This is a genomic window from Streptomyces iakyrus, from assembly GCF_000717055.1.
Lineage (GTDB): Bacteria > Actinomycetota > Actinomycetes > Streptomycetales > Streptomycetaceae > Streptomyces > Streptomyces iakyrus.
The window spans coordinates 16473-42180 of the sequence record NZ_JNXI01000039.1; the positions used below are offsets into that span (position 1 = coordinate 16473).

At 69.9% G+C, this 25708-nt stretch carries 23 protein-coding genes and 4 pseudogenes; 13 read left to right on the top strand and 14 right to left on the bottom strand.

What is annotated here, in order from left to right; all coding sequences use genetic code 11:
- Positions 1 to 167: 167 nt before the first annotated feature.
- The 4 genes and pseudogenes from OO68_RS39585 to OO68_RS44970 form a co-directional block, all read left to right on the top strand.
- The gene (locus OO68_RS39585) at positions 168 to 1160 is read left to right on the top strand and encodes an NUDIX hydrolase (RefSeq protein WP_245237405.1); all 993 of its coding nucleotides are present in this window, start codon (positions 168 to 170) and stop codon (positions 1158 to 1160) included.
- A 268-nt stretch (positions 1161 to 1428) separates the two neighbouring features.
- The gene (locus tag OO68_RS48110) at positions 1429 to 1725 is read left to right on the top strand and encodes a helix-turn-helix domain-containing protein (RefSeq protein ID WP_245237411.1); all 297 of its coding nucleotides are present in this window, start codon (positions 1429 to 1431) and stop codon (positions 1723 to 1725) included.
- A complete protein-coding gene (locus OO68_RS48115) occupies positions 1623 to 2153 on the top strand; it encodes a transposase family protein (protein WP_245237413.1) in 531 nt (176 codons plus the stop codon). The genes OO68_RS48110 and OO68_RS48115 overlap by 103 nt, the downstream gene beginning before the upstream one ends.
- 597 nt (positions 2154 to 2750) lie before the next feature.
- Positions 2751 to 2996, top strand: a pseudogene (locus tag OO68_RS44970) (IS5/IS1182 family transposase); the annotation flags it as partial.
- Here OO68_RS44970 and OO68_RS39595 read toward each other — a convergent pair.
- Positions 2986 to 3342 carry a hypothetical protein gene (locus tag OO68_RS39595; protein ID WP_033314326.1) on the bottom strand — a complete coding sequence of 119 codons (357 nt, stop codon included), beginning with the start codon at positions 3340 to 3342 and terminating at the stop codon, positions 2986 to 2988. The pseudogene OO68_RS44970 and the gene OO68_RS39595 sit on opposite strands and share 11 nt — an antisense overlap.
- A 345-nt stretch (positions 3343 to 3687) precedes the next feature.
- Between OO68_RS39595 and yidD the strand changes: the two genes are divergently transcribed.
- Positions 3688 to 3906 carry a membrane protein insertion efficiency factor YidD gene (yidD, locus tag OO68_RS47265; RefSeq protein WP_209442675.1) on the top strand — a complete coding sequence of 73 codons (219 nt, stop codon included), beginning with the start codon at positions 3688 to 3690 and terminating at the stop codon, positions 3904 to 3906.
- Between the two features lie 125 nt (positions 3907 to 4031).
- Positions 4032 to 4599: pseudogene (locus tag OO68_RS39600) on the top strand (IS5 family transposase); the annotation flags it as partial.
- Between the two features lie 362 nt (positions 4600 to 4961).
- On the opposite strand, the gene OO68_RS39605 reads toward OO68_RS39600, so the two are convergent.
- Positions 4962 to 5219: a hypothetical protein gene (locus tag OO68_RS39605; protein WP_033314328.1), complete on the bottom strand. Its 258-nt coding sequence runs from the start codon at positions 5217 to 5219 to the stop codon at positions 4962 to 4964.
- 131 nt (positions 5220 to 5350) lie between these two features.
- A pseudogene (locus OO68_RS48550) lies at positions 5351 to 5817 on the bottom strand (transposase family protein); the annotation flags it as partial.
- On the opposite strand from OO68_RS48550, the gene OO68_RS39610 reads away from it, so the two are divergent.
- Together OO68_RS39610 and OO68_RS39615 are read left to right on the top strand one after the other, a co-directional pair.
- On the top strand, positions 5779 to 6117 hold the full coding sequence (locus OO68_RS39610) for an aromatic-ring hydroxylase C-terminal domain-containing protein (RefSeq protein ID WP_033314329.1): 339 nt from the start codon (positions 5779 to 5781) through the stop codon (positions 6115 to 6117). The pseudogene OO68_RS48550 and the gene OO68_RS39610 overlap by 39 nt on opposite strands.
- Positions 6118 to 6166: 49 nt before the next feature.
- The gene (locus OO68_RS39615; RefSeq protein WP_033314330.1) at positions 6167 to 8317 is read left to right on the top strand and encodes an MMPL family transporter; all 2151 of its coding nucleotides are present in this window, start codon (positions 6167 to 6169) and stop codon (positions 8315 to 8317) included.
- A 204-nt stretch (positions 8318 to 8521) separates the two neighbouring features.
- Here OO68_RS39615 and OO68_RS39620 read toward each other — a convergent pair whose 3' ends face one another.
- The 6 genes and pseudogenes from OO68_RS39620 to OO68_RS39640 all read right to left on the bottom strand — a co-directional run bounded on the left by OO68_RS39620 (position 8522) and on the right by OO68_RS39640 (position 15544).
- On the bottom strand, positions 8522 to 9973 hold the full coding sequence (locus OO68_RS39620; protein ID WP_033314331.1) for a sensor histidine kinase: 1452 nt from the start codon (positions 9971 to 9973) through the stop codon (positions 8522 to 8524).
- Entirely contained in the window at positions 9970 to 10662 is a 693-nt protein-coding gene (locus OO68_RS39625; protein WP_033314332.1) for a response regulator transcription factor, read from the bottom strand. Before OO68_RS39625 ends, OO68_RS39620 begins: the two co-directional genes overlap by 4 nt.
- Positions 10663 to 10762: 100 nt before the next feature.
- Positions 10763 to 11041, bottom strand: a pseudogene (locus OO68_RS48650) (DUF6185 family protein); the annotation flags it as partial.
- A 105-nt stretch (positions 11042 to 11146) separates the two neighbouring features.
- The gene (locus tag OO68_RS48555) at positions 11147 to 12421 is read right to left on the bottom strand and encodes a poly(ethylene terephthalate) hydrolase family protein (RefSeq protein ID WP_033314333.1); all 1275 of its coding nucleotides are present in this window, start codon (positions 12419 to 12421) and stop codon (positions 11147 to 11149) included.
- A 198-nt stretch (positions 12422 to 12619) separates the two neighbouring features.
- Positions 12620 to 13999, bottom strand: coding sequence for a prolyl oligopeptidase family serine peptidase (locus tag OO68_RS39635; protein WP_033314334.1), 1380 nt, complete (start codon positions 13997 to 13999; stop codon positions 12620 to 12622).
- An 81-nt stretch (positions 14000 to 14080) separates the two neighbouring features.
- Entirely contained in the window at positions 14081 to 15544 is a 1464-nt protein-coding gene (locus tag OO68_RS39640; RefSeq protein WP_033314335.1) for a CitMHS family transporter, read from the bottom strand.
- A gap of 174 nt (positions 15545 to 15718) precedes the next feature.
- Here OO68_RS39640 and OO68_RS39645 point away from each other — a divergent pair, with 174 nt between their 5' ends.
- The 4 genes from OO68_RS39645 (at position 15719) to OO68_RS39660 (ending at position 20449) form a co-directional block, all read left to right on the top strand.
- Positions 15719 to 16645, top strand: coding sequence for a LysR family transcriptional regulator (locus OO68_RS39645; protein ID WP_033314336.1), 927 nt, complete (start codon positions 15719 to 15721; stop codon positions 16643 to 16645).
- 189 nt (positions 16646 to 16834) lie between these two features.
- Positions 16835 to 18052 (top strand): CaiB/BaiF CoA transferase family protein, encoded by a 1218-nt coding sequence (locus OO68_RS39650; RefSeq protein WP_051814993.1) that lies wholly within the window; start codon positions 16835 to 16837, stop codon positions 18050 to 18052.
- Positions 18042 to 19028: an HpcH/HpaI aldolase/citrate lyase family protein gene (locus tag OO68_RS39655; protein ID WP_245237409.1), complete on the top strand. Its 987-nt coding sequence runs from the start codon at positions 18042 to 18044 to the stop codon at positions 19026 to 19028. Before OO68_RS39650 ends, OO68_RS39655 begins: the two co-directional genes overlap by 11 nt.
- A gap of 560 nt (positions 19029 to 19588) precedes the next feature.
- A complete protein-coding gene (locus OO68_RS39660) occupies positions 19589 to 20449 on the top strand; it encodes a CAP domain-containing protein (RefSeq protein WP_033314348.1) in 861 nt (286 codons plus the stop codon).
- 6 nt (positions 20450 to 20455) lie between these two features.
- Here the strand turns inward: OO68_RS39660 and OO68_RS39665 are convergent, their stop codons facing one another.
- From OO68_RS39665 to OO68_RS46610, 3 genes are all read right to left on the bottom strand, one after another.
- Complete coding sequence (locus OO68_RS39665; protein ID WP_033314338.1) at positions 20456 to 21790, bottom strand: sensor histidine kinase; 1335 nt, start codon at positions 21788 to 21790, stop codon at positions 20456 to 20458.
- A complete protein-coding gene (locus OO68_RS39670) occupies positions 21787 to 22476 on the bottom strand; it encodes a response regulator transcription factor (protein ID WP_033314339.1) in 690 nt (229 codons plus the stop codon). Before OO68_RS39670 ends, OO68_RS39665 begins: the two co-directional genes overlap by 4 nt.
- A 113-nt stretch (positions 22477 to 22589) precedes the next feature.
- Entirely contained in the window at positions 22590 to 22883 is a 294-nt protein-coding gene (locus OO68_RS46610) for a hypothetical protein (protein ID WP_157852823.1), read from the bottom strand.
- Between OO68_RS46610 and OO68_RS39680 the strand changes: the two genes are divergently transcribed.
- Positions 22876 to 23097 carry a hypothetical protein gene (locus OO68_RS39680; RefSeq protein ID WP_033314340.1) on the top strand — a complete coding sequence of 74 codons (222 nt, stop codon included), beginning with the start codon at positions 22876 to 22878 and terminating at the stop codon, positions 23095 to 23097. The genes OO68_RS46610 and OO68_RS39680 overlap by 8 nt on opposite strands.
- Before the next feature lie 305 nt (positions 23098 to 23402).
- Here the strand turns inward: OO68_RS39680 and OO68_RS39685 are convergent, their stop codons facing one another.
- Complete coding sequence (locus OO68_RS39685) at positions 23403 to 24380, bottom strand: CU044_5270 family protein (RefSeq protein ID WP_033314341.1); 978 nt, start codon at positions 24378 to 24380, stop codon at positions 23403 to 23405.
- Complete coding sequence (locus OO68_RS39690; protein WP_033314342.1) at positions 24377 to 24982, bottom strand: RNA polymerase sigma factor; 606 nt, start codon at positions 24980 to 24982, stop codon at positions 24377 to 24379. The genes OO68_RS39685 and OO68_RS39690 overlap by 4 nt, the downstream gene beginning before the upstream one ends.
- Positions 24983 to 25708 lie beyond the last annotated feature (726 nt).

Here is a 25708-nt window from a genome sequence, read left to right on the forward strand (position 1 = left end):
CAGGCGAGAAAGCCACGGCAGCCGGTGACCCCATACGCTGCGGGCCTGTGAGCGGAATCGATCTTGTCAGCGGGATAGTCGGGGCCGTCTTCGGCATGGTCTTCGCGATATTGTTCCAACAGCCTCTTCAAGACGCCTGGTTCAAGATCCGGCGCCGATCCGCCACCGTGCGCAGCCTGACGTATCGTCCGGGCGGTTCCCCGCTCTCCACCTGGACGACCTTCTCGATCGGGCCCCTGCACAAGTCGGCGCTCGTCGTCGAGGGCGACGGCGAACAGACCATTGCGCCGGAGTCGGTCCGGGTCCAGGTGCTGGAAGGGGAGGTGGCACTGCCTGACGACATGGTGCCGTGGCGGGCGGAGATCAAGACGGCGGAACAGCAGGCCCAGACATCCGGCACCCGGATGCGCATCTGGAACGGCCCCCGATACGCCGTCGAGGGCCTGGAGATCTCCCGCACCACGCTCGAGGAACACGCGGACGTCCGACTGCAGCTGCGCCCCACCGACTACTTCACCTTCCTCGCAGCGCAGCAGCTCGACCGCAGGCAGCCCGACGGGACCACCCTGCGCGAGCGCTACCTCGACCCCGACCGCCCCCTGGACGCTCCCGCATTCCTGCAGTGCAGCTTCGGCGTCAACATCGCCGTGGTCACCGCCGACCACCTGCTCGTCGTCAGCCGACGAGCCGACCACGTCCGCTCCGGGCCCGGCCTGTGGGGCTCCTCGGTGAACGAAGGCCTCTCCCGGCACATCGACTCGGCCGGCCGCAACGCACCCGACCTGCACGACGTCGCGCGGCGCGGCATACGCGAAGAACTCTCCCTGGAGCCGCACGAATACACACTCACCATGCTGGCCTTCGTCCTGGACGTCGAACGCCGGCAGTGGAGCGCCCACTTCACCGCACACCTCGCCGGCCTGACCGGCCAGGCCCTGCGCTCGCGCATCGCACGCGGCGTCGCGGACCGGTGGGAGCACCAGAGCATCGAGTACGTGCCGTTCCGCCCCGCGGACGTGGTTCGCCACCTCCTGCGCCCGGACCGCATCCATCGCTGGGCCCCGGTCACCCCCGCCCTGTTCCACCTGGCCCTGGTGCACACCCACGGCCGCAGCGCCGTGGAACGAGCCGAGACCCAAGCCATCCGCCGCCTGCGCTAACGAGTTCGTGCACGGTAGGCGGTGAGACGTCGAGTTCTCGATCGTCGATCATGGTCGTGTGGGGAGGAACGCGTCTCCTGCAGTGATCATCAGTGACCGGAGGATCACCGGTGGCTCGGCGAACGTGATCGCTGAACCCGTCACCGACCTTGGGCCGTTGCGGCACGAACGACACCAGGCCAAACTCGCGTCCAGGCCGCGGAAGCGGGCTGTGGGCGCGGGTGCGAAGCACCGGCTGGTGTCCGTCGACCGGCTCTTGGCGACGCTCGTGCATCTGCGTCATACCGTCACTCATGACGTGCTGGCCTGCTGGTTCGGCGTGGACCGCTCCACCATCACCCGTGCCATCGGCGAGGTGCAGCCCTGCTCGCCGAGCGCGGGTGCACCGTCAGTCCAGGTGTACGGCTGCGGACCCTGCCCGAGGTCGTCGACCACCTCGGCTCAAGCGGGACGACCGGCATCATCGACGGAACCGGGACCCGCGTCAGGCGCCCAGCCGCCGGCCGCAGAGACCGGGACAAGTTCATCTCCGGCAAGAGCAAGCAGAACGCCGTCAAGACCATGATCGTCACGGACGGCGACGGCCGCGTCCTCTACTGCAGCCCGGCTCAGCACGGCAGCTGCGCAGACATCACCCACTCCCGCCACTTAGGGCTGGTCAGGCTCCTCGCCGACGGTTCCGCCGTGGAGATCCTCGCCGATGCCGGATACCAGGTGCCTGGGCGCCCAGACCGGCGGACGTGTGGTCACACCTCCGCACCGCAAGTCCAAGAAGAACGTCCCGGACTGGTACGAGAAATGCACGAGTGGCAACGCAAGGCGCACTCCTCACGACGCATCCGGGTCGAGCACGGCATCGCGCACATGAAGAACTGGCGTGTCCTGGCCCGCCATCTCGGCCGCCGCGAGCACATGAGCGACATCATCCAAGCCGTCGCCAGCCTGCTGTCCCACCAGCAGACCGCGGACCTGACGTCGGCACGGCAGATGTGAACACCGAGTCCCGCCGCCATCCTCGACGCCTCACCGCTTACCGTGCACGAGCTCGTTAGGCCGTTTATCGGAAGTGCTGTTAGCGGAGCTAAACGAGGGTTGCGTTTCAGGGTGCGGTGCTCGGGGCGGGCTGAGACTCAGTCACCGGACCGTTCCAGGAGGCCGGCGAGGCTATGGTTGGCCCCGGGCGGGATGGCGTGCGGAAGCGCGTGATGGGACACATCCGGCAGCACGGTCGTTGCGACGCGTGGCAGCAGCGCCTCGGCGCGGGCGGCCACCTTGGAGGGGCCATGGGTCCTGCTGCTTCCGGCGAGGAGCAACAGGACCGGCAGGTCCAGGCCGCGCAGGGCGTCCGGTGCCGGGCGCGGCCCGGTTACGGGTCGGATCGAGGTGGCCGCCCCTGCCCAACGGGCGGCGGCCCGGCGACCGTGTCTGCGCCACCTCGTCCTCGACGGCCAGGGCGGGCGGCTCGGATGAAGTAGGAAACACCACCAGCGGCTGACGGAATCAAGCTTGAGAGCAACTGCGTATGACCCGGGCTGGTGACCCCGTCGCGGCCAAGCGGCAGGTCACCAGCCCGTTCTGCGTGGGGCGCGCGCCAATCACCTGCGCACATGGCTTCGTGAACGAGGTATCCGCCACCGCATCGCGCGCAAGGGCATCGAGCCAAACACTCGGCTCGGCCGACACCGCTGGGTGGTCGAGAGAACCGCTTCTTGGCTTGCCGGATGCCGACGCCTGCACCGCCGCTACGAACGGAAGCCGGAACACTTCCTCGCATTCGTCGGCGTGCCGGCGCTTCTGATCGGATACCGCCGTTTGACCAAGAAGGTCAAGGCCTGAGCCGATTCTGCTGAGGATCGAAGCACACCAGCCCCATCGACGCCGCGAGGGCCGCTGCCCAGGCAGAGACTTCCTCAGCCCTGCTCCAGCTCATCGCGAAGTAGACGAGCGGGCCACCGGCCCCGCCGAGCAACGGCCCAGCTGCCCACGGCGAGGCGTCCTCCACGTCCTCAGTCACGTCACCCCACCGCTCCACAAGCGCGGCAACGTAAGCCGTGATGCGCTCGGTCGGGGGATCGCACACCTCTGTCTCCAGGTAGCGCTCGAAGAGGTCCGTGAAGACCCGACCGGCCGTCCTGTCATTGGCCGGCCACTCTCCGTCCCACACGGCCAGGTCGTAACTCATACCCGACACTCTCACACCGCAACACACGCTGACGCCGCCAGGCGCCAAAGGAAACGAGGTCTATGGCCCGGAACCACTGGCCGACCCGTCATATGATCTTTCGACCGTGACGGGGAGGGCGAACTCATGGCGCGTAGCGAGAAGCGCGGCCGGAGAAAACGAGCGGATGGCGAGGAGGACGAAGGATGCTGCGCGGGGACGCTCGACACTCTGGCCCACCCGTGCTGTTGCGGTAGCGTGTCGCAGGCGGCCATGCTGCTCGCCGTCGTCCGCCCTGCACTCACGGCCGCCGACTACTCCACTGACCCCGCCGCGCCCCCTCCGGGCGGGCGGGTGTCCGCCTCGATGTACCGGGCCGTACGCCACTACCGTGTCGAGGTCAGCCCCACTCGGCCAGCCTGCTGCCCATACACCCCGACCTGCTCCACCTATGCAGTGCAGGCGCTCCACCGCCATGGCGCCCTACGCGGCGGCTGGCTAATACTGACCCGTCTGCTGCGTTGCCGGCCGGGTGCTGCCCACCGCCGGGGCTTCCAGGACCCGGTGCCGCCGGGCCGCGGCTGACCGCCACCCTCACGTCCGCCTGCCCGTCCGCCCGGCACCGGGGCAGGCGGGACCCAGGGCCTAACCAGCTCTAACAAAAACGGTTGATCATGTGACTGTCAGATGGATCGTTCGTTGATGAGGGCATGGGGAAGCGTCAGTCGCGGCCGTGGACGGGTCGGACGAACTGTGGTCGCTCATTGAGCCGTTGCTGCCAGAACCACCTCCGAAGCAGGTCGAGGGCCGGCCGCGGGTGCCGGACCGGCAGGCCCTGTGCGGCATCCTGTTCGTTCTGCACACTGGCATCCAGTGGGAGTACCTCCCACAGGAGTTCGGCTTCGGTTCGGGCATAACCTGCTGGCGCCGCCTGGCCGCCTGGAACGAGGCAGGCGTCTGGGATCAGCTCCACCAGCTGCTGCTGAACACGCTGCGGTCGAAGAACCAACTGGACTGGTCGCGGACGGCGATCGACTCCTCCCACGTCCAGGCTGCACGCAGGGGCCCAAAAGCGGGCCCAGCCCGGTCGACCGCGCACGACCGGGCAGCAAACACCACGTCATCACCGACGGCCAAGGGATCCCGCTCGCGGTGTCGCTGACTGGTGGAAACCGCAACGACGTCACCCAACTGCTGCCACTGCTGGACAAGATTCCACCCGTCGCTGGGGTGGTCGGCCGGCCGCGCAGGCGGCCCGACATGCTCTTCGCGGGGAGAGCCGCGTCGGTTGTCCTCGTCCCGATTCTCGTGGCCCTCGGCCTCGTTCTCACCGCCGTCGTGCTCTGCAAGACCCGCTACGAGGAGGATGCGCTCGGCGATCCCGAGGGCGCGGGCCTGTACATGAGGTCAGTGCAGGGGCTTTGCGCCAACAGGGGTGGGGAGACGTAGGTGGGTTGGCGCTTGTTCGCGCGGGCGAGTGCACGCTGCGTGGCCTTCGCGCTCATATGGCCTCGATGTGCGGCTGCACGCCGACAACCTCGCCGGGACCGCAGGCGACGTCCGCCGCGCCTTCGAGTGGCTCTCGACCACCGCGGCCGCCGCGCAGCGCACTGGGTCGAGTGACGGCGCACCCCGCCGCATCAGTCCTCCTCGTCGTCCCCGAAGGAGAAGTAGACCCTCAGTCCGTAAGGCTCGTCCTCACCGTGAAAGACCTTCCACGAGGTGTCGATCACGTTGATCTCCACACTGTCGTAACCCGCAAGCCATCGGGCGGCCTTTGCGAAGGGCTCCGTCGGATTGTCGCTGGTGAACAGCATCGAAGCCATCGGCTGGACCGGGTCGACATCCCAATCCAGGTCGCTGGGAACGAGCAGACAAGTATCCGGGTCGTGCTTCATGCGTACCCCTTTTGCGTGCTGTGCCGACGTCGCTACCTAGGACGCAGGCAGGCGGACGGGGGTTGATCAGGGACAGGAAGCTCCGGTATGTGATGCGGTCGGCTGTCTATCCCTCGGACTTCATCATGTGATGTCGGGTTGCGCCAGGAAATGGTGGTCTCGCCGGTGAGGCGGCATGCCATCAGGTCGGTCAGGCGAGGTGGACCATGGCTTCGGAGCGGGCGGGAAGGGTCTCGTAGGCGCGGGGCGAGACGCCGGTGGAGCATCAGCCAGCGGTACGTCCGCTCCACCGCCCACCGCTTGGGTAAGGCGTGAATCCCCTGGTCCCGGGCTTGCGGGCGGCGTTTTCCATGTCGATGCCGGCAACCTGGTCGAGCAGCTCGGTGCCGGCCACGGTGTCCTGGACACTGGCCGCGGTGACCAGCACCGCGAGAAGCAGGCTGAGCGTGTCGGTTCGACGACGCACACCGGTACGTCGCCGACCCGCTCGCCGGCATGGACGCCCGGTGGGTACGACCTGGGCGACGACCACCGGTTCGTCGGCACCCTGTGCCCGGACATGAAGTTGACGCTGGAGCGGCCCGACCCGGACGTCGACATCGCGGTGAACCGGTCGGCGAACCTGCTGCGTGAGGGGCGTGGGCTCCTGCTCGGCCTCGTCGACCGCGCCGAGGCCCGCGGCGCCACGGCCGCCTGGACCGGACGGGTCAACACCCTCACCGCCCGCACGGATCGGGTGGACCTCGACGCGTTGCTCATCCGGCCCGACGGCTGTGTCGCCCGGGCCCGCTCACCGGGCAGGACCGCGACGCCACCACGCTGGTGCGTGCACTGGGCACATCGTTCGGCCAACCGGCCTGAGCACCGCATTAACAGTCGTCTCAGGTTCGCTCAGTAGGAAGTCGGCATCCAGATAAGCGATGCAACCCGTATGTAGGAGGCTGGTGATGGCAGTCAACGCAGCGCCGTCCGAGGGAGCGCCGTCCGGACGGTTGGCGGGCCGGTGGGTGCCGTGGTTAGTGATTGGCTTGTGGCTGGTGCTGGCGGCGGGCATGGTGCCGCTGAGCGGAAAGCTGAGCTCGGTCACCACCGACAGCGCCGTGGACACCCTGCCGGCCAGCGCCGAGTCCACCAAGGTGGCGGTGCTGGACGACCGTCTCCCCGGCGGGGACAGCAATACGTTCGTCTTCGTGTACCACCGCGCCGGCGGCATGACCGACGCCGACCGCGCGACGGTCGAGCGCCACTACAACACTTTTGCCAAGCGGTACCCGCCGAAGGCGACGGCGGCGGACGGCGAGGAGGACGAGGGCTCGCCGCTGAGCCCGTCCACCGACGGCAAGGCGATGATGTTCACCCTCGAGGTGAGCACGGCCTACGGCGAACCGGAAGCCACCGTCGGCCCGTTGCGTGACGCCGCGAAGGACCGCCCCTCCGGCCTGGAACTTGACGTAACCGGCCCGGGCGCGATCGACGGCGACATGGACGCCGTCTTCGACGGCATCGACGAGCAGGTCCTCCTCACCACCATCGTCGTCGTCACGCTCCTGCTCATCCTCACCTACCGCAGCCCGGTGTTGTGGCTCATCCCGCTGCTGGCCGTGGGCGCGGCCGCACTGACCGCGATGGGGACCGTCTACCTGCTCGTCCAGGGCTTCGGCATCGTGGTCAACGACCAGAACTCGGCGCTGCTGACGATCCTGGTGTTCGGGGTCGGCACGGACTACGCGCTGTTGCTCATCGCTCGATACCGGGAGGCGCTGCACCACCATGAGAACGTCCGGGTCGCGATGGTCCACGCGCTGCGCGGTGCGGCGCCGGCCATCGTCGCGTCCGCGGCCACCGTGGTCGCCGGCCTGCTCTGCCTGCTCGTCGCGGACCTGAACAGCACCAGCGGGTTGGGCCCGATCGGTGCGGCCGGCATCCTGTGCGCGCTGGTGGCCATGCTGACGCTGTTCCCAGCGGTGCTCGTGGTGCTCGGCAGGCGGATCTTCTGGCCGGCCATCCCGCGGTTCAGCACGGCCCTGGAGGAGAAGCCGGGGCTGTGGGGACGGCTCGGCGCCGCCATCAGCCGCCGCCGGTGGGTGGCGACGCTCGGCTCGCTCGGAGTCCTCGGCGTGCTTGCCCTCGGGCTGGCGGGCAACACCGGCGCCCTGCGGGAGCAGGACCAGTTCCTGTCCGCGCCGGAGTCGGTCACAGGCTTCACCGTTCTGCGCCAGCACTTCCCGGAGCTCGGCGGCCAGCCCATGACGGTCCTCACGCGGCCGGCGCACCAGGAGCGGGTGCTCGACATCATCAAGGATACTCGCGGTGTGGCCCTGGCCATCCCGGAGCAGATCAGCGGTGGCTGGGCCAACATCTCCGTGTTCCCGAAGGCCGCGCCGGACACCGCCGCGGAGTACGACACGATTCTGCGGGTGCGCACCGCCGTGCACACGGTGCGCGGGGCGGAAGCGATCGTCGGCGGGCCGAGTGCGGAAAACCTCGACACCGAGGTGACCACCAAGCGCGACGAGAAGCTGGTGATCCCGTTGGTGCTCGCCGTCGTCCTGATCGTCCTCGGGCTGCTGCTGCGCGCGATCCTGGCCCCGCTGGTCCTGATGACCACCGTGATCGTCTCATTCGCCGCAGCCTTCGGCGGCAGCGTGTTCGTCTTCGACACGATCCTCGGATTCAAGGGGATCGACTCTTCGGTGCCGCTGCTGGCATTCCTGTTCCTGGTCGCGCTCGGCGTCGACTACAACATCTTCCTGGCCAGCCGGGCCCGGGAGGAGACCATGCGTCTCGGCACCAGAAAGGGCATGCTCAAAGCCCTCTCGGCCACCGGTGGCGTCATCACCTCGGCAGGCCTGGTCCTGGCGGCCACGTTCGCGGTCCTCGTCACACTTCCGCTGGTGATGCTGATCGAGGTCGGGTTCCTGGTGGCCTTCGGCGTGCTGCTCGACGCCCTGCTGGTGCGGTCGGTCCTGGTGCCCGCCCTCACCTTGCTGATCGGCCGGCGGATCTGGTGGCCCAGCCGGCTGTCCCGTCCGGCGGCCGAGCTGCCGGACAGTCAACAGCCGCTCGCCGGCGACGAGGAGCCCGCGCTGCAACGGTGAACGCGGCGGCACGGACGAGATCCGGGACGGGCCCCAGGCCCGCCCCGGATTTTTTCAAGGGCCCGACGGTCGCCGCCCTTTGGTCCTGCGCCACGCGCCGGGGCTGGGGCCGGCGCATCGCGGAGTCCTGCCCCGACGGTGAGCCGCGCGGGGCCATGCCCGAGGGCCGCCGTCCCTCGTCATGCGGCCCTGCCGCCGGAAGAGTCAGCACGCCGCGGTGTCCTCCCCGGCGGTGAGCCGCGCGAGCGGGGCGGGCGGGGCCGCGGCCGGAAGGTCGACCCGAAGCAGCGCGCCACCGCGTGCGGAGCGGGCGACGCTGGCCCGGCCGCCGTGGGCGTCGACGACCCGCTGCACGATCGACAGCCCCAGACCGGATCCCGGCAACGACCGGGCGCTGTCGGCACGGTAGAACCGGTCGAACACCCGCGGTACGTCGGCGGCGTCGATGCCCGGCCCGGCATCGTCGACCTCGAGCACCACCGACGCGTCCTCGGCACGGAGCCGGACGTGGACCGGCTGGTCCGCGGGGGACCACTTGCCGGCATTGTCAATGAGGTTGAGCACCGCCCGCTCGAGCGCAGCGGGACGCCCGCTCACCCACACGGAGGTCACGTCGAGCGCGACCTCGACGTCGGGCGCGCGGGAACGTGCCCGGGTCGCGGCGGCCGCCACCACGTCAGCGAGGTCGAGCAGCTCGGTGTTCTCGTCGCTGACGTCACCGCGCGCCAGGTCGGTCAGCTCGGCGACAAGGGTGCTCAACTCGGCCACCTGGGATCCGAGATCGTTGAGCAGCCGGGTCCGGCTCTCCGCCGGCAGTGCGCTGTCCAGGGTGCCGCGCCGATCCAGCCGGATCAGCAGCTCGACGTTGAGGCGCAGGCTGGTGAGCGGGGTCTTGAGCTCGTGGGCGGCGTCCTCAGCGAGCAACCTCTGGGCCCGCCGGGAGTCCCGGAGCGCGGCGAGCATGTCGTTGATCGACTGGATCAGCCGCCGGATCTCCCCACCGCCCTCATCAGGGATGCCGGCGTCGAGATCCCGCGTGTGCGCGACACGTACCGCGGCGGCGGTCAGCCGGTCGATCGGTGCCAGCCCGGTCCGCGCCACGGTCCGCCCGACAAGCGCGCCGCCGGCCACACAGAGCAGCCCGATCAGCAGCATGCCGAACCCGAACCGATTGATCGGGCTGTCGTCGGCGACCTGGGCCACCTGGACCGCCCCGTCGCCCGCCCGCAGCGTGTAGATGAGGTAGCCGTCCTCGTCGCTGTCGTTCGCCTCCAACAGGTCGGCCGACGCGCCCTGCGCCACCCGCTCGGCGTGCTCGCTGACGGGGGGCAGCGCGGGTTGGCCAGCCGGCGTCCGGGCCGAGCCGTCGGGCAGGATGACCCGCACCAGCCGACCGGATCCGGGATACGGCGGTAGCTTGATCTGCGCCAGACCGGCGCGCTGCGCGTTCGTCGCCAGGACGCGGGAATCGGCGCGCAGCTGACGCTTGGCGCTGTCCTGCAGCTCCCAGCCCAGTAGTTCGCTGGCCACCTGGAAGGCCACGAACACGCTGACCGCGATGGCCGTCGCCGCAATCACCGTCAGCCTGGCCCGCAGGGACCGCCGGCGCCACCATCGGGTCAGCCGGCGCGGTTCCCGGCCGGCGGGCCTGCTCACGGAGGAGTCTCCCGCAGCACATAACCCAGGCCGCGCAGCGTGTAGATCAATCGCGGCTCACCCTCGGCCTCCATCTTGCGGCGCAGGTAGCTCACGTATACCTGGAGGTTGTTGGCAGTGGCGCTCATGTCGAAGCCCCAGATCGCCTCGAACAGCCTGTCGCGGGTCAAGACCCGGGTCGCGTTGCCCATGAGGACCTGGAGGAGGGAGAACTCGGTCCGGGTCAGGCGCAGCGGCCGCTCCGCCCGCCACGCCTCGAACCTGTCGGGATCGAGCCGGACATCGGCGAACGACAGGATCTGCGACTCCCCGTCGGCCGGCGTGCGCCGGCGCAGCAGGGCCCGCACCCGGGCCAGCAGCTCCTCGGTGGCGAACGGCTTGGGCAGGTAATCGTCGGCGCCCGCGTCCAGCCCCGTGACCCGGTCGGAGACCTGGTCACGGGCGGTCAGCATCAGTACCGGCAGATCCCGACCCGCCGCCCGCAACCGCCGGCAGGTCTCCAGCCCGCCGAGGCGGGGCATCATCACGTCAAGGATCAAAAGATCCAGCGTGCCACCGTCGGCCCCCTCGACCCCGTCGAGCACGGCGAAACCGTTGGCGACGGTGCTGGTGTCGTAACCCTCGACCTGGAGCACCCGCTCCAGCGACTCACGGATGGCCGCTTCATCATCCGCGATCATGATCCGCACGCCGGCCCCCCCTTCCAGTCGACGTTTTTGCCGCTCATTGTCCCCGATCAACCTGAGGCCAGCATTAGAGCGTCACTGGGGACCGCGCTCTCACGAATACCTACGAAATGGTGCGGGTCTTCCCCGTACCCAGGGCCGGGCTCGGGCCTTGAGCTGGGTTGTTGCAAGACGGGTAGCTTGCTCGATTTCGGGTGGCCCTGCGAAGGACTGCCCGGTGAGGGCGCAGCGCGCCGAGGAGGAAGCCCGCCCAGGCGAAGGCGAATACCCAGGAGGCGACGGACCACACGACCTCGGGGAAGCCGAACGGGTCGTACAGCGTGCCGTTGAGCGCATCACCGCGCAGCGTCTGCGCCCAGGTCAGGAACCCCGCGAAGGGTACGGAGACGAGCGCGAATCACCAAGGGTGGCTCACACCGCCCCGTCCTTCACCCCGGTCGCCCGTCGGCCGCCGGCGCCGCCCCTCATCACCCCGGGAGCGAACCGGTCAGAACGGGCACGTGTCCATCCAGCGCATGACCAGATCGGTGTTGTTCTTGTCGGCATCCCGTTGGGGACCGCACAGGAACGGACCGAAGCGGGTGTCGGCTCGCAACCAGTGGCTGAAGAAGGACACGATCCACTTGCCCTGCTTGGCCTTGTTGCCGTAGCCCGTCATAGGGCACAGGTGGTCGCCGGGCACCTCGATGTAGAGCTTCTCGGCCTGGGACATGGAGTTGTACCAGGGCACCGCGTAGTCGTTGCCGTGGGCGACCGGGTCGCTCTGACAGGTCAGGAAGAACGTGGGGTCGGTGACCCCGGAGAAGTTCGGGTCGCGATGGTACGGGGCCGTGGGCACGCCCGCCCTGAAGCGCGGGTCGTCCCTGAGGGCCGCCATGACGCCACCACCGCCCATCGAGTGACCGGCCGCGCCAAGGGTGCCGTTGAGCTTCCCCGAAATCGGGTTGCCGGGAGCGTTGCCGAGCGCGAGGAGCTGGGTGCCGGCGGCCGTGATCTGGCGACCGCGCGATTCGGGATCGTCGGTCAGTGTGTTGGTTCCGACGTTGATGACGACAAAGCCCCAGGAGGCGAGGCGTGGTGCCAGCCACTCCAGGTTCTGCTGTGTGCCCTGATAGCCCGGCATCAGTACGACACCCGGGTACGAGCCACTGGCCGTCGGGTAGGTGACCGTGCCGGAGCCGTACCCGCTCGGGCTGGGAACGGCGTAAGTGGCGGTGGTCAGCGGGCCGTTGGCTGCTTCCAGGGACGCGGTCGTCGGGTCCGGGATCCCGGTGCCCGGAGGGGTACCGTCCGGGGAGCCGTAAACCTGGAACTCCCACAGCGAGTAGCCGTAGGCGGTGCCACGCTGGGTGGCGTGGATGCGGACGTACCGGCCCTTGCCGTCCACGTCGAGGGTCTGCACGCCGCCGGTGCTCGTCGTGGTCGAGTGGATGGTGGTCCACGTGGTGCCGTTGTCGGAGGTCTGGATCCGGAACGCGCGGGCGTACGCGGCTTCCCAGCTCAGCACCAGTTGGCTGATGGTGGCGGTGGCGCCCAGATCGACTGTCAGCCACTGCGGATCGCTGAACCTGCTCGACCAGCGCGTCCGGCTGTCGCCGTCCACCGCCGCCGACGCGGGGGTGGACGGCATCTCGGTGGACGAGGTGGTCACAGGCCTGCCCTGGGACAGCAAGTCCACGGCGGCGGCCGCCGGCCGGGCGGCGGCTGTCAACAGAGTCAGCGTCAGGCCGAGGGTGGTCGCCCATGCGATCAGTAGCGTCATGGCGCGGGGCCGGATCCGTAACGGCGCGGTCGTGTCGGCCGAATTGCGGGAGGGACGCATTGCTTTGCCTCCGGGATGCGGTGAGAGGGATGATCGGACAGCGCCGGATGCACCGGACGGTGAGCGCTGCCGGATTCACCGGAAGGGAACTCCTCGTGCGTGTGCGGAAATGGAAAGGAAGGGCGCCGGGTCGGCCGGTCAACGGGCCTGTTCGAAGAGCCAGTCGATGACCACGTCGTTCTCGTACGTCTGGGCCCATGAGAGGTGTGCGTTCACCGGTGTCGTGCCGGCCGTGTAGCTCGTGAACAGCACGTGACTGCGTGTGGCGCGAGCCTGCCGCAGGAGCGCCCGGGACCGGGCCTCGAACTGTGCCTTCGGCAGATCGTTGGGCCACTCCCCCCGGCTGACCCGTGCACCGGCGGCCTCCAGCGCGTTCATCAGCGTCCAGGTGCCGGGGTTGCCGAACCGGCCCTCGCGGTAGGGGACGACCGGGTCGTCGACGGAGTGGTCGGCCCAGATGGGGATGTGGGTGATCCTTTCCATGGCGGTCACGTCACTCCAGCCGGCGGTGGGCAGGGCAGCCGCGAACACGTTGGGGCGCTTCGCCAGCAGGCTGTAGATGCCGCGCCCACCCGAGGACAGGCCGACGAGATAGAGCCGGGCTGTGTCCACGTTCCGGGAGTGCTCGCTGACGAAGGCGTCGATGAGTTCTATCAGCGCACCCTGGACCTTGGCGTCGGTCCAGTCCGTGCCGTCGGGTCCGTTCATGGGCCGGGGCAGGGGGATCTGCGGGGAGAGGACGAACGCGGGGTTGCGGCGCTGTCGCTGCGGTGTGGCGAACGTGACCGCGATCCGGTTGGACGTCAGCTGGGTCATGTTGTTGTCCGCGACTTCGCCACCGCCGTGCAGGGTGACGACGAGTGGGTACCGCGTGCGAGGCTTCCGTACGAACCCCTCGGGCCGGTACAGCCGGAAGTCCAGTTCGAACCCCGTCGAGTCGGTGAAGGAACCAGCGGTGAAGTCGTCGGCCACGGGAGTGATGACGTCGTCATTCCGGAGTGCGAACGGGCCGGCCTTGAGTGCCGGTTCGCCGTCCGGGGTGAGCACGTCCGCCATCTGTCTGACGGAGTAGGCGCGGTCGAGCGGAAGGGGATCGGTGCCGGCGGCGCGGGCGTTGGTGTCGTTCGGGTCGAGCTCGATGATCAGGCACTTTCCTGGCCGTCCGGGGCGCGACCGGTCGTCCACTTCGGCGGCGGTGTTGGAGTACACCCTGGTCACCGTCCGAGCCGCGGTTCGCCCGCCCACGGTGGCCTTCACCTCGAAGGCGGAGGTCGGGACCACTCCGCCGCTTAAGTCGATGCGGTGCGTGTACCGGACGGCGACGGCTGTCACCAGCCAGTTGTTCCGCGGCGTCACGCGTGTGACGAGGTCGGTGCGCAGGACCGGATTGACTCCGGGGGTGCCTCGTCGTCCTTCGGGTGTGGCTGTCGTGGCGTCGGTGGCCGTGGCGGTTGCCGCCGGCGCCGCGACCGCTCCCGCGGTGGCGGCGAGCACCGTACGTCTGGCGATTCCTCTCATGGGTCCTCGTTTCGGTTCGGTGGCATCCGGACGGGTGCCTGGCGTGTGGGGATCCGGTCGCCCGCCTCGGGCTCCCGGCGGTCACAGAGGGAAGGCGCCGGTCAGCAGGGCGCCGGCGGTCATGACGAGCGTGGTGGCGAAGGCCCAGCGGAAGATGAACCGCTGGTGTTCGCCGAGCGACACACCGCTCATGCCGATCAGGATGAACGTGGACGCGGTGAGCGGGCTGAGCGGGAATCCGGTGGTCATCTGGCCGAGAATGGCGGCCCGGGCGACCTCGGCCGGGTCCGTGCCGAACCCGTTCGCGGTCTCGGCGAGTACGGGCAGCACTCCGAAGTAGTAGGCGTCCGGGGTGAAGACCAGGCTCAGCGGCATGCTGGTGACGGCCACCAGGACCGGCAGGTGTGATCCGACGGAGTCGGGGATGACGGAGACGAACGCCTCGGCCATCTCGTCGATCATCCGCGTGCCGCTGAGGATTCCGGTGAGGACGCCGGCCGCGAAGATCATCGTGGTGACCAGGACAACGCTCTTGGCGTGCTTGTCGAGGAGGGCCTGTTGCTGTTCCCAGGTGGGGTGGTTGACCAGCAGCGCGATCGCGAAGCCGAGGACGAACAGCACCGGGAGCGGGAGAACTTCCTGGATCAGGCAGACCATGAGGGCGATGGTGAGCAGGAGGTTGAAGATGTTCGGCCAGAGCCGCGGCCCGGGTTGGACCCGGGCGGCGCCGGGGCCGTCCCCGGGTGACCTGAGAGTGGCTTGACGCTCCTGGCCGGCAACCGTCGTGGGAGTGATCTGCCGGCCCGATTCGTCTGCCGCGGACGCCATGTCGGTCGTCGAAGCGGCGGGGTCACGGTCGTCCCGCTCGTCCTCGCCCTTGTGCAGGTCCGTACGCACATCTGCATCCGTCGCCGGACTCTGCGGCGACAGCACGCCGAGACGCTTGCGCTCCCGGCGGCCGAGCACGTACGAAGCCGTCAGTACCCAAAGGACACCGAAGCCCATCGCGGGCAGCACCGGGGTGAAGACTTCGGAGCTGTCCAGCTTCAGCGCCGCCATGGCTCGAACGGTCGGGCCACCCCAGGGGATCATGTTCATCACGCCCGCGCCCAGGCAGACCACTCCCGAGAGCACCAGGGGGTTCATGCCGAGCCGCTTGTATACCGGCAGCAGCGCGGAGATGGTGATGACGAATGTGGAGGCGCCGTCGCCGTCCAGGGCCACGCACAGCGTGAGGACGGCCGTCGCGATGGTGACCCGCAACGGGTCACCCCGAGCCGCGCGCAGCAGGGCGCGAATGAGAGGGTCGAAGAGCCCGGCGTCGACCATCAAGCTGAAGTACAGGACCGCGAAGGCGATCATGATGCCGGTGGGGGCCACCTTGGACAGACCGCCGAGGATCAGCTCGCCCAGATCGCCCGCGAAGCCGCCGATGAGTGCCGCCAGCACCGGAAGCAGGACGAGGGCGACCAGCACCGAGGTGCGTCTGGTCATGGTGAGCAGCAGCAGGACGGCGATCGTGGCGAAGCCCAGGGCTGCCAGCATGGCGGCGCTCGCTTTCTCGGGGACGGCCCTCGGCGACGGTGGGCGGGGCGGGGCCGACCGAGGTGATACGCGAGAGTTTCGGAGCACCAGCGGATCGGTGTCCAGCATCAAACTGAGATCTGTCTATTCGATAAGCGCATCAATTGACGAGGGTGCGCCCTAAGCTCGTCGGCCATGGAGGCCACCACCTTGCGTCAGCTGGCGGCGTACACGGCCGTCGCCCGGGCTGCGAGCTTCACCGCGGCCGCGGCGGACATGCACGTGTCGCAGTCCTCGCTCAGCCGCGCGGTCGCGGATCTGGAGCGACAACTCGGCGTCCAGCTCCTGGAACGGGACACCCGCAACGTGCAGTTGACCCCTGCCGGTGTCGAGGCCCTGCGCGTCGCCGAGCAGATCGTCACCGCTCACAGGGCGGGTATGAAGGAGCTCAAGCGGTACCTGCTCGGCGAATCGGGGACGGTCGCCGTGGCCACCCTGCCCTCCGTCGCGGCTGTGCTCCTGCCGCAGGTGATCTCCGCCTTTCGCGAGCGGTGGCCGCAGGTGGCAGTACGCCTCCTCGACGGTCTGGAACGGCTGGTGCTGGACCGGGTCCTGTCCGGTGACGCCGATTTCGCGATCACCACCGTGGGCAACCCCCCGGAGCCGCTGGAACACCGCCCCCTGGTCAGGGACCGCTTCGTCGCCGTCCTGCCGGAAGACCACCCGTTCGCCGACCGTGACGAGCTCACCTGGGACGACCTTGCTCGTCAGCCGTTCCTTGCCGTCGGCCAGAACTCGAGCGTGCGCCGGCTCACCGATGCGGCGTTCGCCCAGATCGACGCGCATGCGGTACCGGCGGCCGAGGCGGGCAGTATCGCGACGGTGGGCGGACTGGTGACCGCCGGCCTCGGGGTGTCGGCGATGCCCGCGCTCGTGCTCCCGCTCATGGCTGCCGGGCCCGTCGTCTGCCGTCCCCTCGTGGACCCAGTGGTGGACCGGCGCCTGGACATCGTGGTGCGCGCCCGGCGAACGCTCCCGACGTCGACAGAGCGGTTTCTGGAGACGCTCGAGGAGTACCGCCTCCAGGGCCGGGCTCTTCCGCCCGGGGTCTCATGGGCATGACACCGCCTGGTCCATGCCCATGCCCGGAACCCCCGCTAACGGTTCCGCCCGCCGCACCGGCGCCAAAGACCTTTTCCGATTGATGCGTTCTTCGCATTGATTCATGGCCTTCTGATGCTCGACAGGCATTTCTCTGCTCCTGCAATCTGAGGGAACGAGGTGAGGCAGCAGGGGCGAGGGAGCGCATCGGTGTCGGACAACGAGCGGAACCCCACCGGATGTGGGCAGTTGCAGGGGCTGAAAGTGGTCGAGTTCGCCCATGTGGTGGCCGGGCCACTCGCGGGCTCGATGCTCGCCGACCAGGGGGCCGACGTCGTGCACGTGGAACCCCCCGGGGCGGGAGACGCGGCCCGCGCCATGGGGCCTCAACGAGACGGTGTCCCCCTGTGGTTCAAGGTCGCCGGCCGCAACAAGCGCTCGGTCACCCTCGATCTGCACCACGCGGCCGGCCGGAGTGTCGCTCAGCGGCTCGTCGCCTGGGCGGACGTCGTCATCGTCACGCTGCGCGCCGGGCGCCTGCGCGACTGGGAACTCGACTGGGACTCCATACATCGGATCAACCCCCGGGCGGTGTTGCTGCAGATCTCCGGCTTCGGCGCCACCTCGTCGCAGGCGGACGCCCCCGGCTTCGGCAAGATGGGGGAAGCGCGCAGCGGAGTCGTCCACCTGACCGGGTTTCCCGACGGCCCGCCCGTCCACACCGGCTTCTCGCACGGCGACGCCGTGACCGGCCTGATGGGCGCCTTCGCCGTCCTCGCCGCCCTCCACCGCCGCGACCACGACCCCTGTTTCGACGGCGAGTGGATCGACCTCGCTCTCTTCGAGTCCCTGTTCCGTCTCGTCGAGTGGCAGGTCATCGTCCACGATCAGCTGGGACGAGTGCCTCAACGCGCCGGAAACCAGCTGGCGGTCGCCCCCGCTGCCGTGATCAACACCTATCGCTCGCGCGACGGCGAGTGGATCACGGTGACGTCCGCGACTCTGCGCTCGGTCACCCACATCGCCCGCCTGCTCGGAATCTCCGAGCATGAGTTCGCCACCGCGCAGCAACAGTACGAGCGGCGTATGGAGCTGGACGAGGGCCTGCGCAACTGGGTCGCTGAGCGCGACGCCGGTGAGTGTCTCGAGGAGTTCGCCCGCGCCGAAGTCGTGGCCTCACGGGTGTTCGACGCCGCGGACATCGCAGCCGACCCCGTGTACGCCGAGCGCGAGGACATCATCACCGTGGATGACCCCGATCTCGGTCCGGTGCGTATGCAGACGGTCATCCCGCACTTCCGCCGGCACCCCGGCCGGATCTGGCGGACAGGGCCGGCCCTCGGGCAGGACAACCACCTCGTCTACGGGCAGTGGCTCGGGCTCAGTGCGGACGAGCTGGCCGACCTGGAGAAGAGCGGTGTCATCTGAGGCGTACTCCAACAGGTTCCCCGATGTGGACCCGGCAGCGGCAGACCGGCCCCCGCTGCGTTCCCTGCTCTTCGTCCCCGGAAACAGAACCGATTGGCTGCCCAAGGCCCGGGCGGCGGGCGCCGACGCGGCCATCCTCGACCTGGAGGACGCGGTGCCCGGCTCGGGCAAGCTCACCGCCCGAGCACAAGTGGCCGACGCCATCGCGCGGGCCGGTGCCACGGCAACCGGCCAGGCGGCACGGATGGCACTGTTCGTGCGGGTCAACCCACTGGACGGCTGGGCGGGGGCCGATGAACTGCGCGCGATCGTACGGCCCGGGCTCGCCGGGATCGTACTCCCCAAAGTGCGCTCCGTGCAGGACGTGGAGCTCGCCGACCGGCTGCTGGGCTGGTGCGAAAAGGAACAGCGCCTGCCGCCAGGACGAGTCGCCCTGGTGCCCTTGCTGGAGACCGCCCGTGGCCTGCGAGAGGCCTACGACATCGCCCGAGCCGCCCCTCGCATCGCCTACCTGGGTGCTCTCACCGCTCCCGGCGGTGACGTGGAACGCGCCGTCGGTTACCGCTGGAGCCCCGGGGGGACCGAAACAGTGGCACTGCGCTCGCGCGTTCTGCTGGAGGCCAGAGCGGCAGGAGTGCCCTGCCCCGTCAGCGGATTGTGGACGCGCGTCGCCGACCTGCCGGGCTTGCGTGCCTTCGCCGAACAGAACCGCTCCCTCGGCTACGAGGGAATGATGGCGATCCATCCTTCCCATGTCCCCGTGATCAACGAAGTGTTCTCACCCGGGCCCGACGAACTCGTCCGCTTCGCACGGCTGATCGCCGCGGTTGAGGCGGCGCAGCAGAACGGCGCAGGCGTTGTGGCATTCGAAGGTGAGATGGTCGACGAGGCCATGGCCCGCACGGCACGCCTCGCTCTTGAACGACACGGGGCGAACGTTCGCGTGGCTCACGAACTCCCGCCGTCCGGCCCCTGATCACCCGGCTGGCGTGTCAGACAGTCGACCGAATTCTCCCGGATATGCCCGGCACCGGCCGAACCTGGTTCCGCGGCCGTTCCCGGGTGCCCCCGCGCCTAGGACGACGCGGTTGGTGTCCTCTTCCAGGAGGACGTACCAAGTGGTCATGGCAGGAGCTTAGGGCCCAGGGCCGCTACAGGCCCATGTCCCGGCTGTGGATGCCTTCCAGAGGCTCTGGGCTCCACCAGGTGGTAGCCAGAGGCCATCGAACCCGTCCGTAGGCCGCGGCCCTCGAAGGACCCCGGCCGTGCCAGGGGCGGGCCGCCGTCCTGGCGGGCACTTGCTCAGGTTCGCACCCTTAAGCGGATCCCCCGGTTCTAGGCCGCCGGATTGCTTCCCATCGTTTCTCAGCGGACTTTGGGCGCTTTCTTAAGGGTTCTTGAAGATGACCTTTGATCAGAGGTCTCCGCCCCGGCCTGGTTCTAGGCTCTCGAACACCCCCCACAGGTCCGGTGGCCGCGATCGCGGCCACCGGATTCGGGGCCGAGTCAGCCGACCGACAGACCGAGGTGTCCTGCATGGGTTCCCGCCGAGCCGCTCGCCCGTCCCGCTTCCACGCCCGCCCTCGCAGTGGGCCGAAGAGGCGCGGTCCCGCGCTGGCCATGGGAGCCGTCGCTGTGATCGCGGGAGTCGGGATCACCGTGGCCGTCCTCAGAAGCGACGACGGCGACGCGTCGGACCGGGTGGTCGCGAACAGCGCAGACAGGACACCGGGCGTCGGCGCTTCCGGTGAGGCGGCGCCGCTCGCCTCCGTTTCGGCGAGCCCGAGCAGCACGGCGAGCAACACGCCGAGTGCGAAGCCGAAGGAGAAGCGGAAACAATCGGCGAGCCCCACCCCCCGTGAACGGAAGACGACCCTCCCGGTGTCGAAGGCACCCGCGGGGACGGCGGCGAAGAGCAGCGGCGGCGGGTCGGCGAGCGGTTCCGGCGGCACCCGGCCGGGCAGCACCGGCTCGGGTTCCCGATCGGACTCCGGGTCGGGTTCCGGGTCCGGTGGCGGACCCGAGGCGCAGGTGCTCGCGCTGGTCAACAAGGAGCGGGCTGCGGCGGATTGTTCACCGGTGACGGCGAACGACCGGCTCACCCGGGCCGCCGACGACTACAGCGACGTCATGGCGAGCAGCGGCGTGATGTCCCACACCGGCCCCGACGGCTCGACGATGACGACCCGAGTCGAGGCCGCCGGGTACCGGTGGTCGACCCTGGGCGAGAACATAGCCCGGGGTCAAGCGGATGCGGCCTCGGTGATGAAGTCCTGGATGAACAGCCCCGGACACCGGGCGAACATACTCAACTGCTCCTTCAAGGAGCTTGGCGTCGGCGTCCACTTCGGCGACGGCGGCCCCTGGTGGACGCAGAACTTCGGCGCCGGTCGCTGACCCCGCTCACCGCACCCCGCCGCCGGTCCCGCCCGCGTCGGCCAGTACGAAGGACACCCGCACCCGGGCGCCGCCCAAGGGCGCCCGGGTGATCGTCAGTTCACCGTCCGCCGCGCGGGACGCCCGGGCCACGATGTCCAGGCCCAGGCCCGTCGAGCCTGCGACGCTCACCCCCCGAGTGAGGGCTGCGCCGGGGTCCGCTACGCCCGGTCCTGCGTCGTCGACGGTGAGGAACACGTGACGATCTGCGCGCTCGACGCGCACCGCGAAGGCGGTGCCCTCCGGGGTGTGGCGGAAGACGTTGCCGATCAGGGCATCGACGATGGCGGCGAGGTCGTCCTCGGGGAAGGCGACGGGCACCAGTCGCGGTGTGAGGGAACGTTCGCAGGGTCGTCCTTGCTTGGTGGCGAGGACCGACCAGAAGTCCAGGCGCATGGCGACCACCTCGGCGACGTCGCATGCCTTGGCCCGGCCCGCGCCGGCTGCCGCACGGGCCGGGCGGGCCGGCGCCAGCGGGGTACGGGCCGCGGCGATGATCGCATCCAGTTCGCTCTCCAGCTGGCCGGCCGCCTCCGCGACCCGACGGGCGCTGGGCGTCGACCCCATGCGGTCGGCCTCCAGGTAAAGAGCGGTCAGCGGGGTGCGCAGCCGGTGTGAGAGGTCGGCGACCAGCTCGCGTTCCACGGCGAGCAGGTCCAGGACACGGTCGGCCATGGTGTTGAATGCCGCGCCGGCCTCCTGCAGTTCGGGCGGCCCGTCGGGGCGGACCCGTACGTCCAGGTCGCCCGAGCCCAGAGCCAGCGAGGCGCTTTTGAGACTGCGTGAGGAGCGCACGACGCGGGCGCCGAGCCGGTCGGCGACCAGTACCGAACCGCCGACCAGGCCCAGCGCGAGCAGCGCCATGACGCCCCAGGAGGCGGCCACGCCCCGGGTGAGGTCGCGTGCGGGTACGAAGGCTTCCACGACGGCGACCCGGTCGCCCTGCAGGACGACGGGCTGGAGGTAGACCCAGCCGCCGGCGGTGTCCACGGTCAGCGTCTCGCGCCGGCGCACGGCCCGCTCGAGTGCGTCGGCCGGCGCGTGCGGGGTGCCGACGAGGCTGCCGTCGGGCAGACGTACGACGAGCTGGTCGGAGGAGCCGAGTTCGGAGACGGCCTGCTGGACGTCGGTACGCCGGGTGGTGAGGGCGAGCACCGGAGACAGGGCGGCCGCTCGCTGTTCCGCGGCGGTGGTGGCCCGGTTGCGTGCCTGCTCGCGCACGAGGAGGGCCAGGGGAATGAGGAAGGACAGGGCCACCATCGAGGTGACGGCCAGGGCGATTCCGGCGAGGGCGCGCCTCATGGTGAGCTGACCAGCTTGATGCCCAGACCGCGAACCGTGCGCAGATAGCGGGGCTTTCGCGGCTTCTCGCCCATTTTACGGCGCAGTGCGGAGAGATGGACGTCGACGGTCTGGTCCTCGACATAGGGTTGCTGCCACACCTCGGTGAGGATGCGCCGGCGGGTGATGACCTGGTCGGCGTGGGCGGCGAGGTAGGCGAGCAGGTCGAACTCCCGGCGGGTCAGGGACAGCTCCCGGCCCGCCAGGTGTGCGGTGCGGGCGGTCGGGTCGATGCGCAGGTCTGCCACGTGCAGGACGGGCCGGCGGGCCGGGGCTGCGCCGGCCGGCACGGAGCGGCGCAGCACCGCGGCGAGGCGGGCGGCGAGCTGTCCGCCGGAGAACGGTTTGACCAGGTAGTCGTCGGCTCCGGCGTTGAGCAGCCGGATGATCTCGCTCTCGTCGTCACGGGCGGTGGCGACCAGGACCGGCACGCGGGAGATGCCGCGGATCATGCGCAGCACGTCGAGGCCGTCGAGATCGGGCAGTCCCAGGTCCAGCACCACGATGTCGGGCGGGCTTGAAGTGATCTCGCGCAGCGCCTCAAAACCCTGGTGGGTGGTCCTGACCGCGTAGCCGTGCCCTGTCAGGACCTCGATCAGCGCAGTCCGGATGACTGGGTCGTCCTCGACGACGAGTACAGAGGCCATGAAGAGGCACGTTAGCCGGTCCGTCACTATGGTGCCGTGTCCCGGCTTCTGCGCTACCTGTTCATATGGCTGGCCTGTACGGCGGCCAGTGTCACCGCTGTCATCCTCACGATTCACTTCGTGGTGGGGTCGACCCGGCCGACCGCGCCGGTCGCACAGTCCGCGCCGAGTGCGCCGAGTGCGCCGGGCAACTCCGCGCGGCCCGGCCCCACCACCGCCACCCCCTCCCCGAGCCCGCCGGTGAGCAGCCGCACGCCCAGCCCCACGGCCCCCCGCAGCAGCGAGCCGGCCACCGGTCCCAGCCCGACACCGACGCCCACGCCGACACTCACCGGCCGCACCCGCGCCCCGGAGGCGGCCGGGGCGGACAGCCCGGGATGCCAGGAGGGCGGTGCCGGCGTGTACACGGTGCCGTCCCAGGGCGGCAAAGCCACCGTGCGGTTCGGCGACGGGGCGGTGTGCCTGATCTCGGCGGTGCCCAACCGGGGGTTCACGGTGAGTACCAGCCGGACCGGGGCGACCACCCTGACGGTGACGTTCTCCGCGAGCCGGCACCGCTCCGAGATCACCGCCACCACCCAGCCGCAGAGCCGGGCCGATGTCCGCGAGGTGTCGTGGTGACGCCCCGGCAAGTGACGTATCCGGGGTCGGCAGGCTCGTCAGACAGACGTGAGAACACCGGGCGTGGCCATCCCCTCGGGCAGGAGTGCGTCGCGTGTGACCGCCGTCAGTGCCGGTACCGCACCGGCCTCGGTCCGACCATCACCGGGTGAAAGGCACCGGGAGGTCTGGTGCCGGCGGCCTGCGGGAGCGTGGAGCGCGCTGGAGGACCGGGCCGTGAACGCGGACGCGGGCGTGGCGGCCCGCAGCAGCCGGTAGGGCGGTGAGGGGCGCCCGGTGTCACAGCGGGCGCCCCTCGTGGGCGCTCAGGGACGGGCACCGGGCTTGCTGACGACACCCCAGGCGGCGCGGGCGCTGACGATCTCCCCGTCGTCCCGGGTCTGCCCGAGGTAGGCATAGCTTTCGGGATCGAAGAAGATCTCCTGCTTGCCCTGCCAGCCCGAGGGCGTCTTCTCGGCGTAGGTCACGCTGACGCCGATCGCGGTGCGGCCGAGCGGGTCCTTCACGCCGGTCGTCACGCGGGCACCGGGGATTTTCGCCAGAGCCCGGAACAGGCCCGCCTGGACATTCGGCGGGATCAGCACCGACCGGTACAGGACGTCGATCTCCCGCCAGTCACGCTGGGCCCGGGTCTCCCCCGTGATGGAACCGATGGCGTGCTCCTGGCGGATACGCTGCATCATGCGGTCAGGGTCGTCGGGCAAAGTGGCGAGGAAGCGGTAGAACTGCCGCTGGGAGCGGTCGTCGTAGCCCTTCTTCTCCCCCTTGTCCTCCTGGTTGGGTCCGTACCAGACCTGCAGCTTGTCCGGGTCGAAGTCCGAGACGTCACCGGCGGGAGGAATGCCGGGCAGATTGGCGTGCCCGGTGCCGTCCCAGCGAGTCCACTCCTCGCTGGTCTGCGGCTTGCCCTGGACGAAGACGGTGCTCTTGTCGTACAGCCACTGCTTGGGGCCGGGTTCGGTGCGGTCGTGCTTCTCGACGGTCGCGGCGGCCAGTTCGAGGGCGTCGGCGGAGGCGCCGGCCGACAGCACGCGGGGGCCCTTGTCCGCGGAGGCGTGGGTGCTGTCCTGGGGCAGGGTCGCCACGATCCCGGCGGTCACAGCGAGGGTTGCTGCGGTGGCGGCGCCGGCCAGGATCATCCGGCGCGCGGGCAGGACGGCGCGCCCGCGGCGGGTCTCCTGCCCAAGTGCCGCGGTGAGCCGGGCCCGCGGCCCGGCGAGCCGGCCGGCGTCGGGAAGGGGTGCGCCGGCGCGCAGCCTGCGCAATGCAGAGAGCTCGTTCATACGGGGTCACCTTCGTGGATGCGAGCTTCGATGAGGGCGCCGCCGGCCGCTCCAGCCGGGCCGGCAGCGGTGCGCAGCTTGCGGCGGGCTCGGTTGAGGCGGGAGCGGACCGTGCCGACGGGAATACCGAGCGCTTCGGCGATCTCCTGATAGCCGAGATCGGCCCAGGCGAACAGCAGCAGGACATGCCGGTCCCCCGCCGACAGACGGGCCAGCGCCCCCGCCAGCGGGCGGGCGGCGGCCTCAGCGGCGAGGCGGTCGTCGGCCGAGTCGGTCCAGCTGTCCGCGACCGGATCATGGCCGGTACGGGCGAGCAGTCTCAGCGCCTGGACCTCACGCCGGCGGTGCCGGCCGATCTGCTTGGCGGCAATGCCGTACAGCCAGGGCCGTACCCCGGCACGGGCCGGGTCGAACCGGGCCCGGATCCGAAACGCCGTCAGGAACGTCTCAGCGGTGACGTCGTCGGCCGCGTCCCGGCCCAGGCGCCGGGCGACATACTGGTGGATCGCCGGGGCGTGACGGTCGAAAAGCGCCGCGAAACGCTCGGGTTCCTCGAGTGAGGCTGCGATGAGCTCGCCATCGCCGCCGGCCGGGTCGCTCATGGACAGTCCGTCCGCTGGTCGGGTCGGTAGGTGTCACGGTGGTAGGTGTTCATACCCTGTACTTGCCGCATCGCGGCGAACAGGTTCACGCCACCGCCTGAGGCGCCTTACGGCTTGCGCGACGGCTTGCGCGGCCTCCCGCAGCAGCACAACCCCTACGAGCGCCCCCTTTCCCACCTCGCCTCCCCCGCCCCCCTCTTTTTGCAGCACGGCCGCCCATGATGCGCCGGAGACCAGGTGACAACAGTGAAGTCCGACAGGTGGTATTCGTGGGCCTCCCGCGCTTCGCGCCGCCCGGGTGGCCACCGCCCGCGGCCGGGGCCACTGCCCCCCCCCCCAGCGCAGGTCGAGCGGTCGCAGACCGATCAGTTCAGGCGGGAAAGCCGTGATCCACCAGGAACTCTTCCGGTCGACCTTCTCGTCAAGGCAGAAACACCGGAAGGTCATCCCCGAGCACGCGCGGCGCCTCCTCGGGCAGGGCCGGCTCCGTGAGCAGGCCCAGCAGTCGCGTCCGGCCCCCCTCCAACCACAACCACTGGCAAAGACGTTGACCGGGGACGACCACCCAGCTCGACCGCGACCGCATGCTGCCACTGCTTGCGCGGCACCATGCAGGGCCTGATGCGGCACTAGGACTTGTCCGGCCGATCATGTGACTACTCCGTTGTCGTGTCGTTGATGTGGGCATGGGGCGGGGCGATCTGACAGATGCCGAGTGGGAACGGC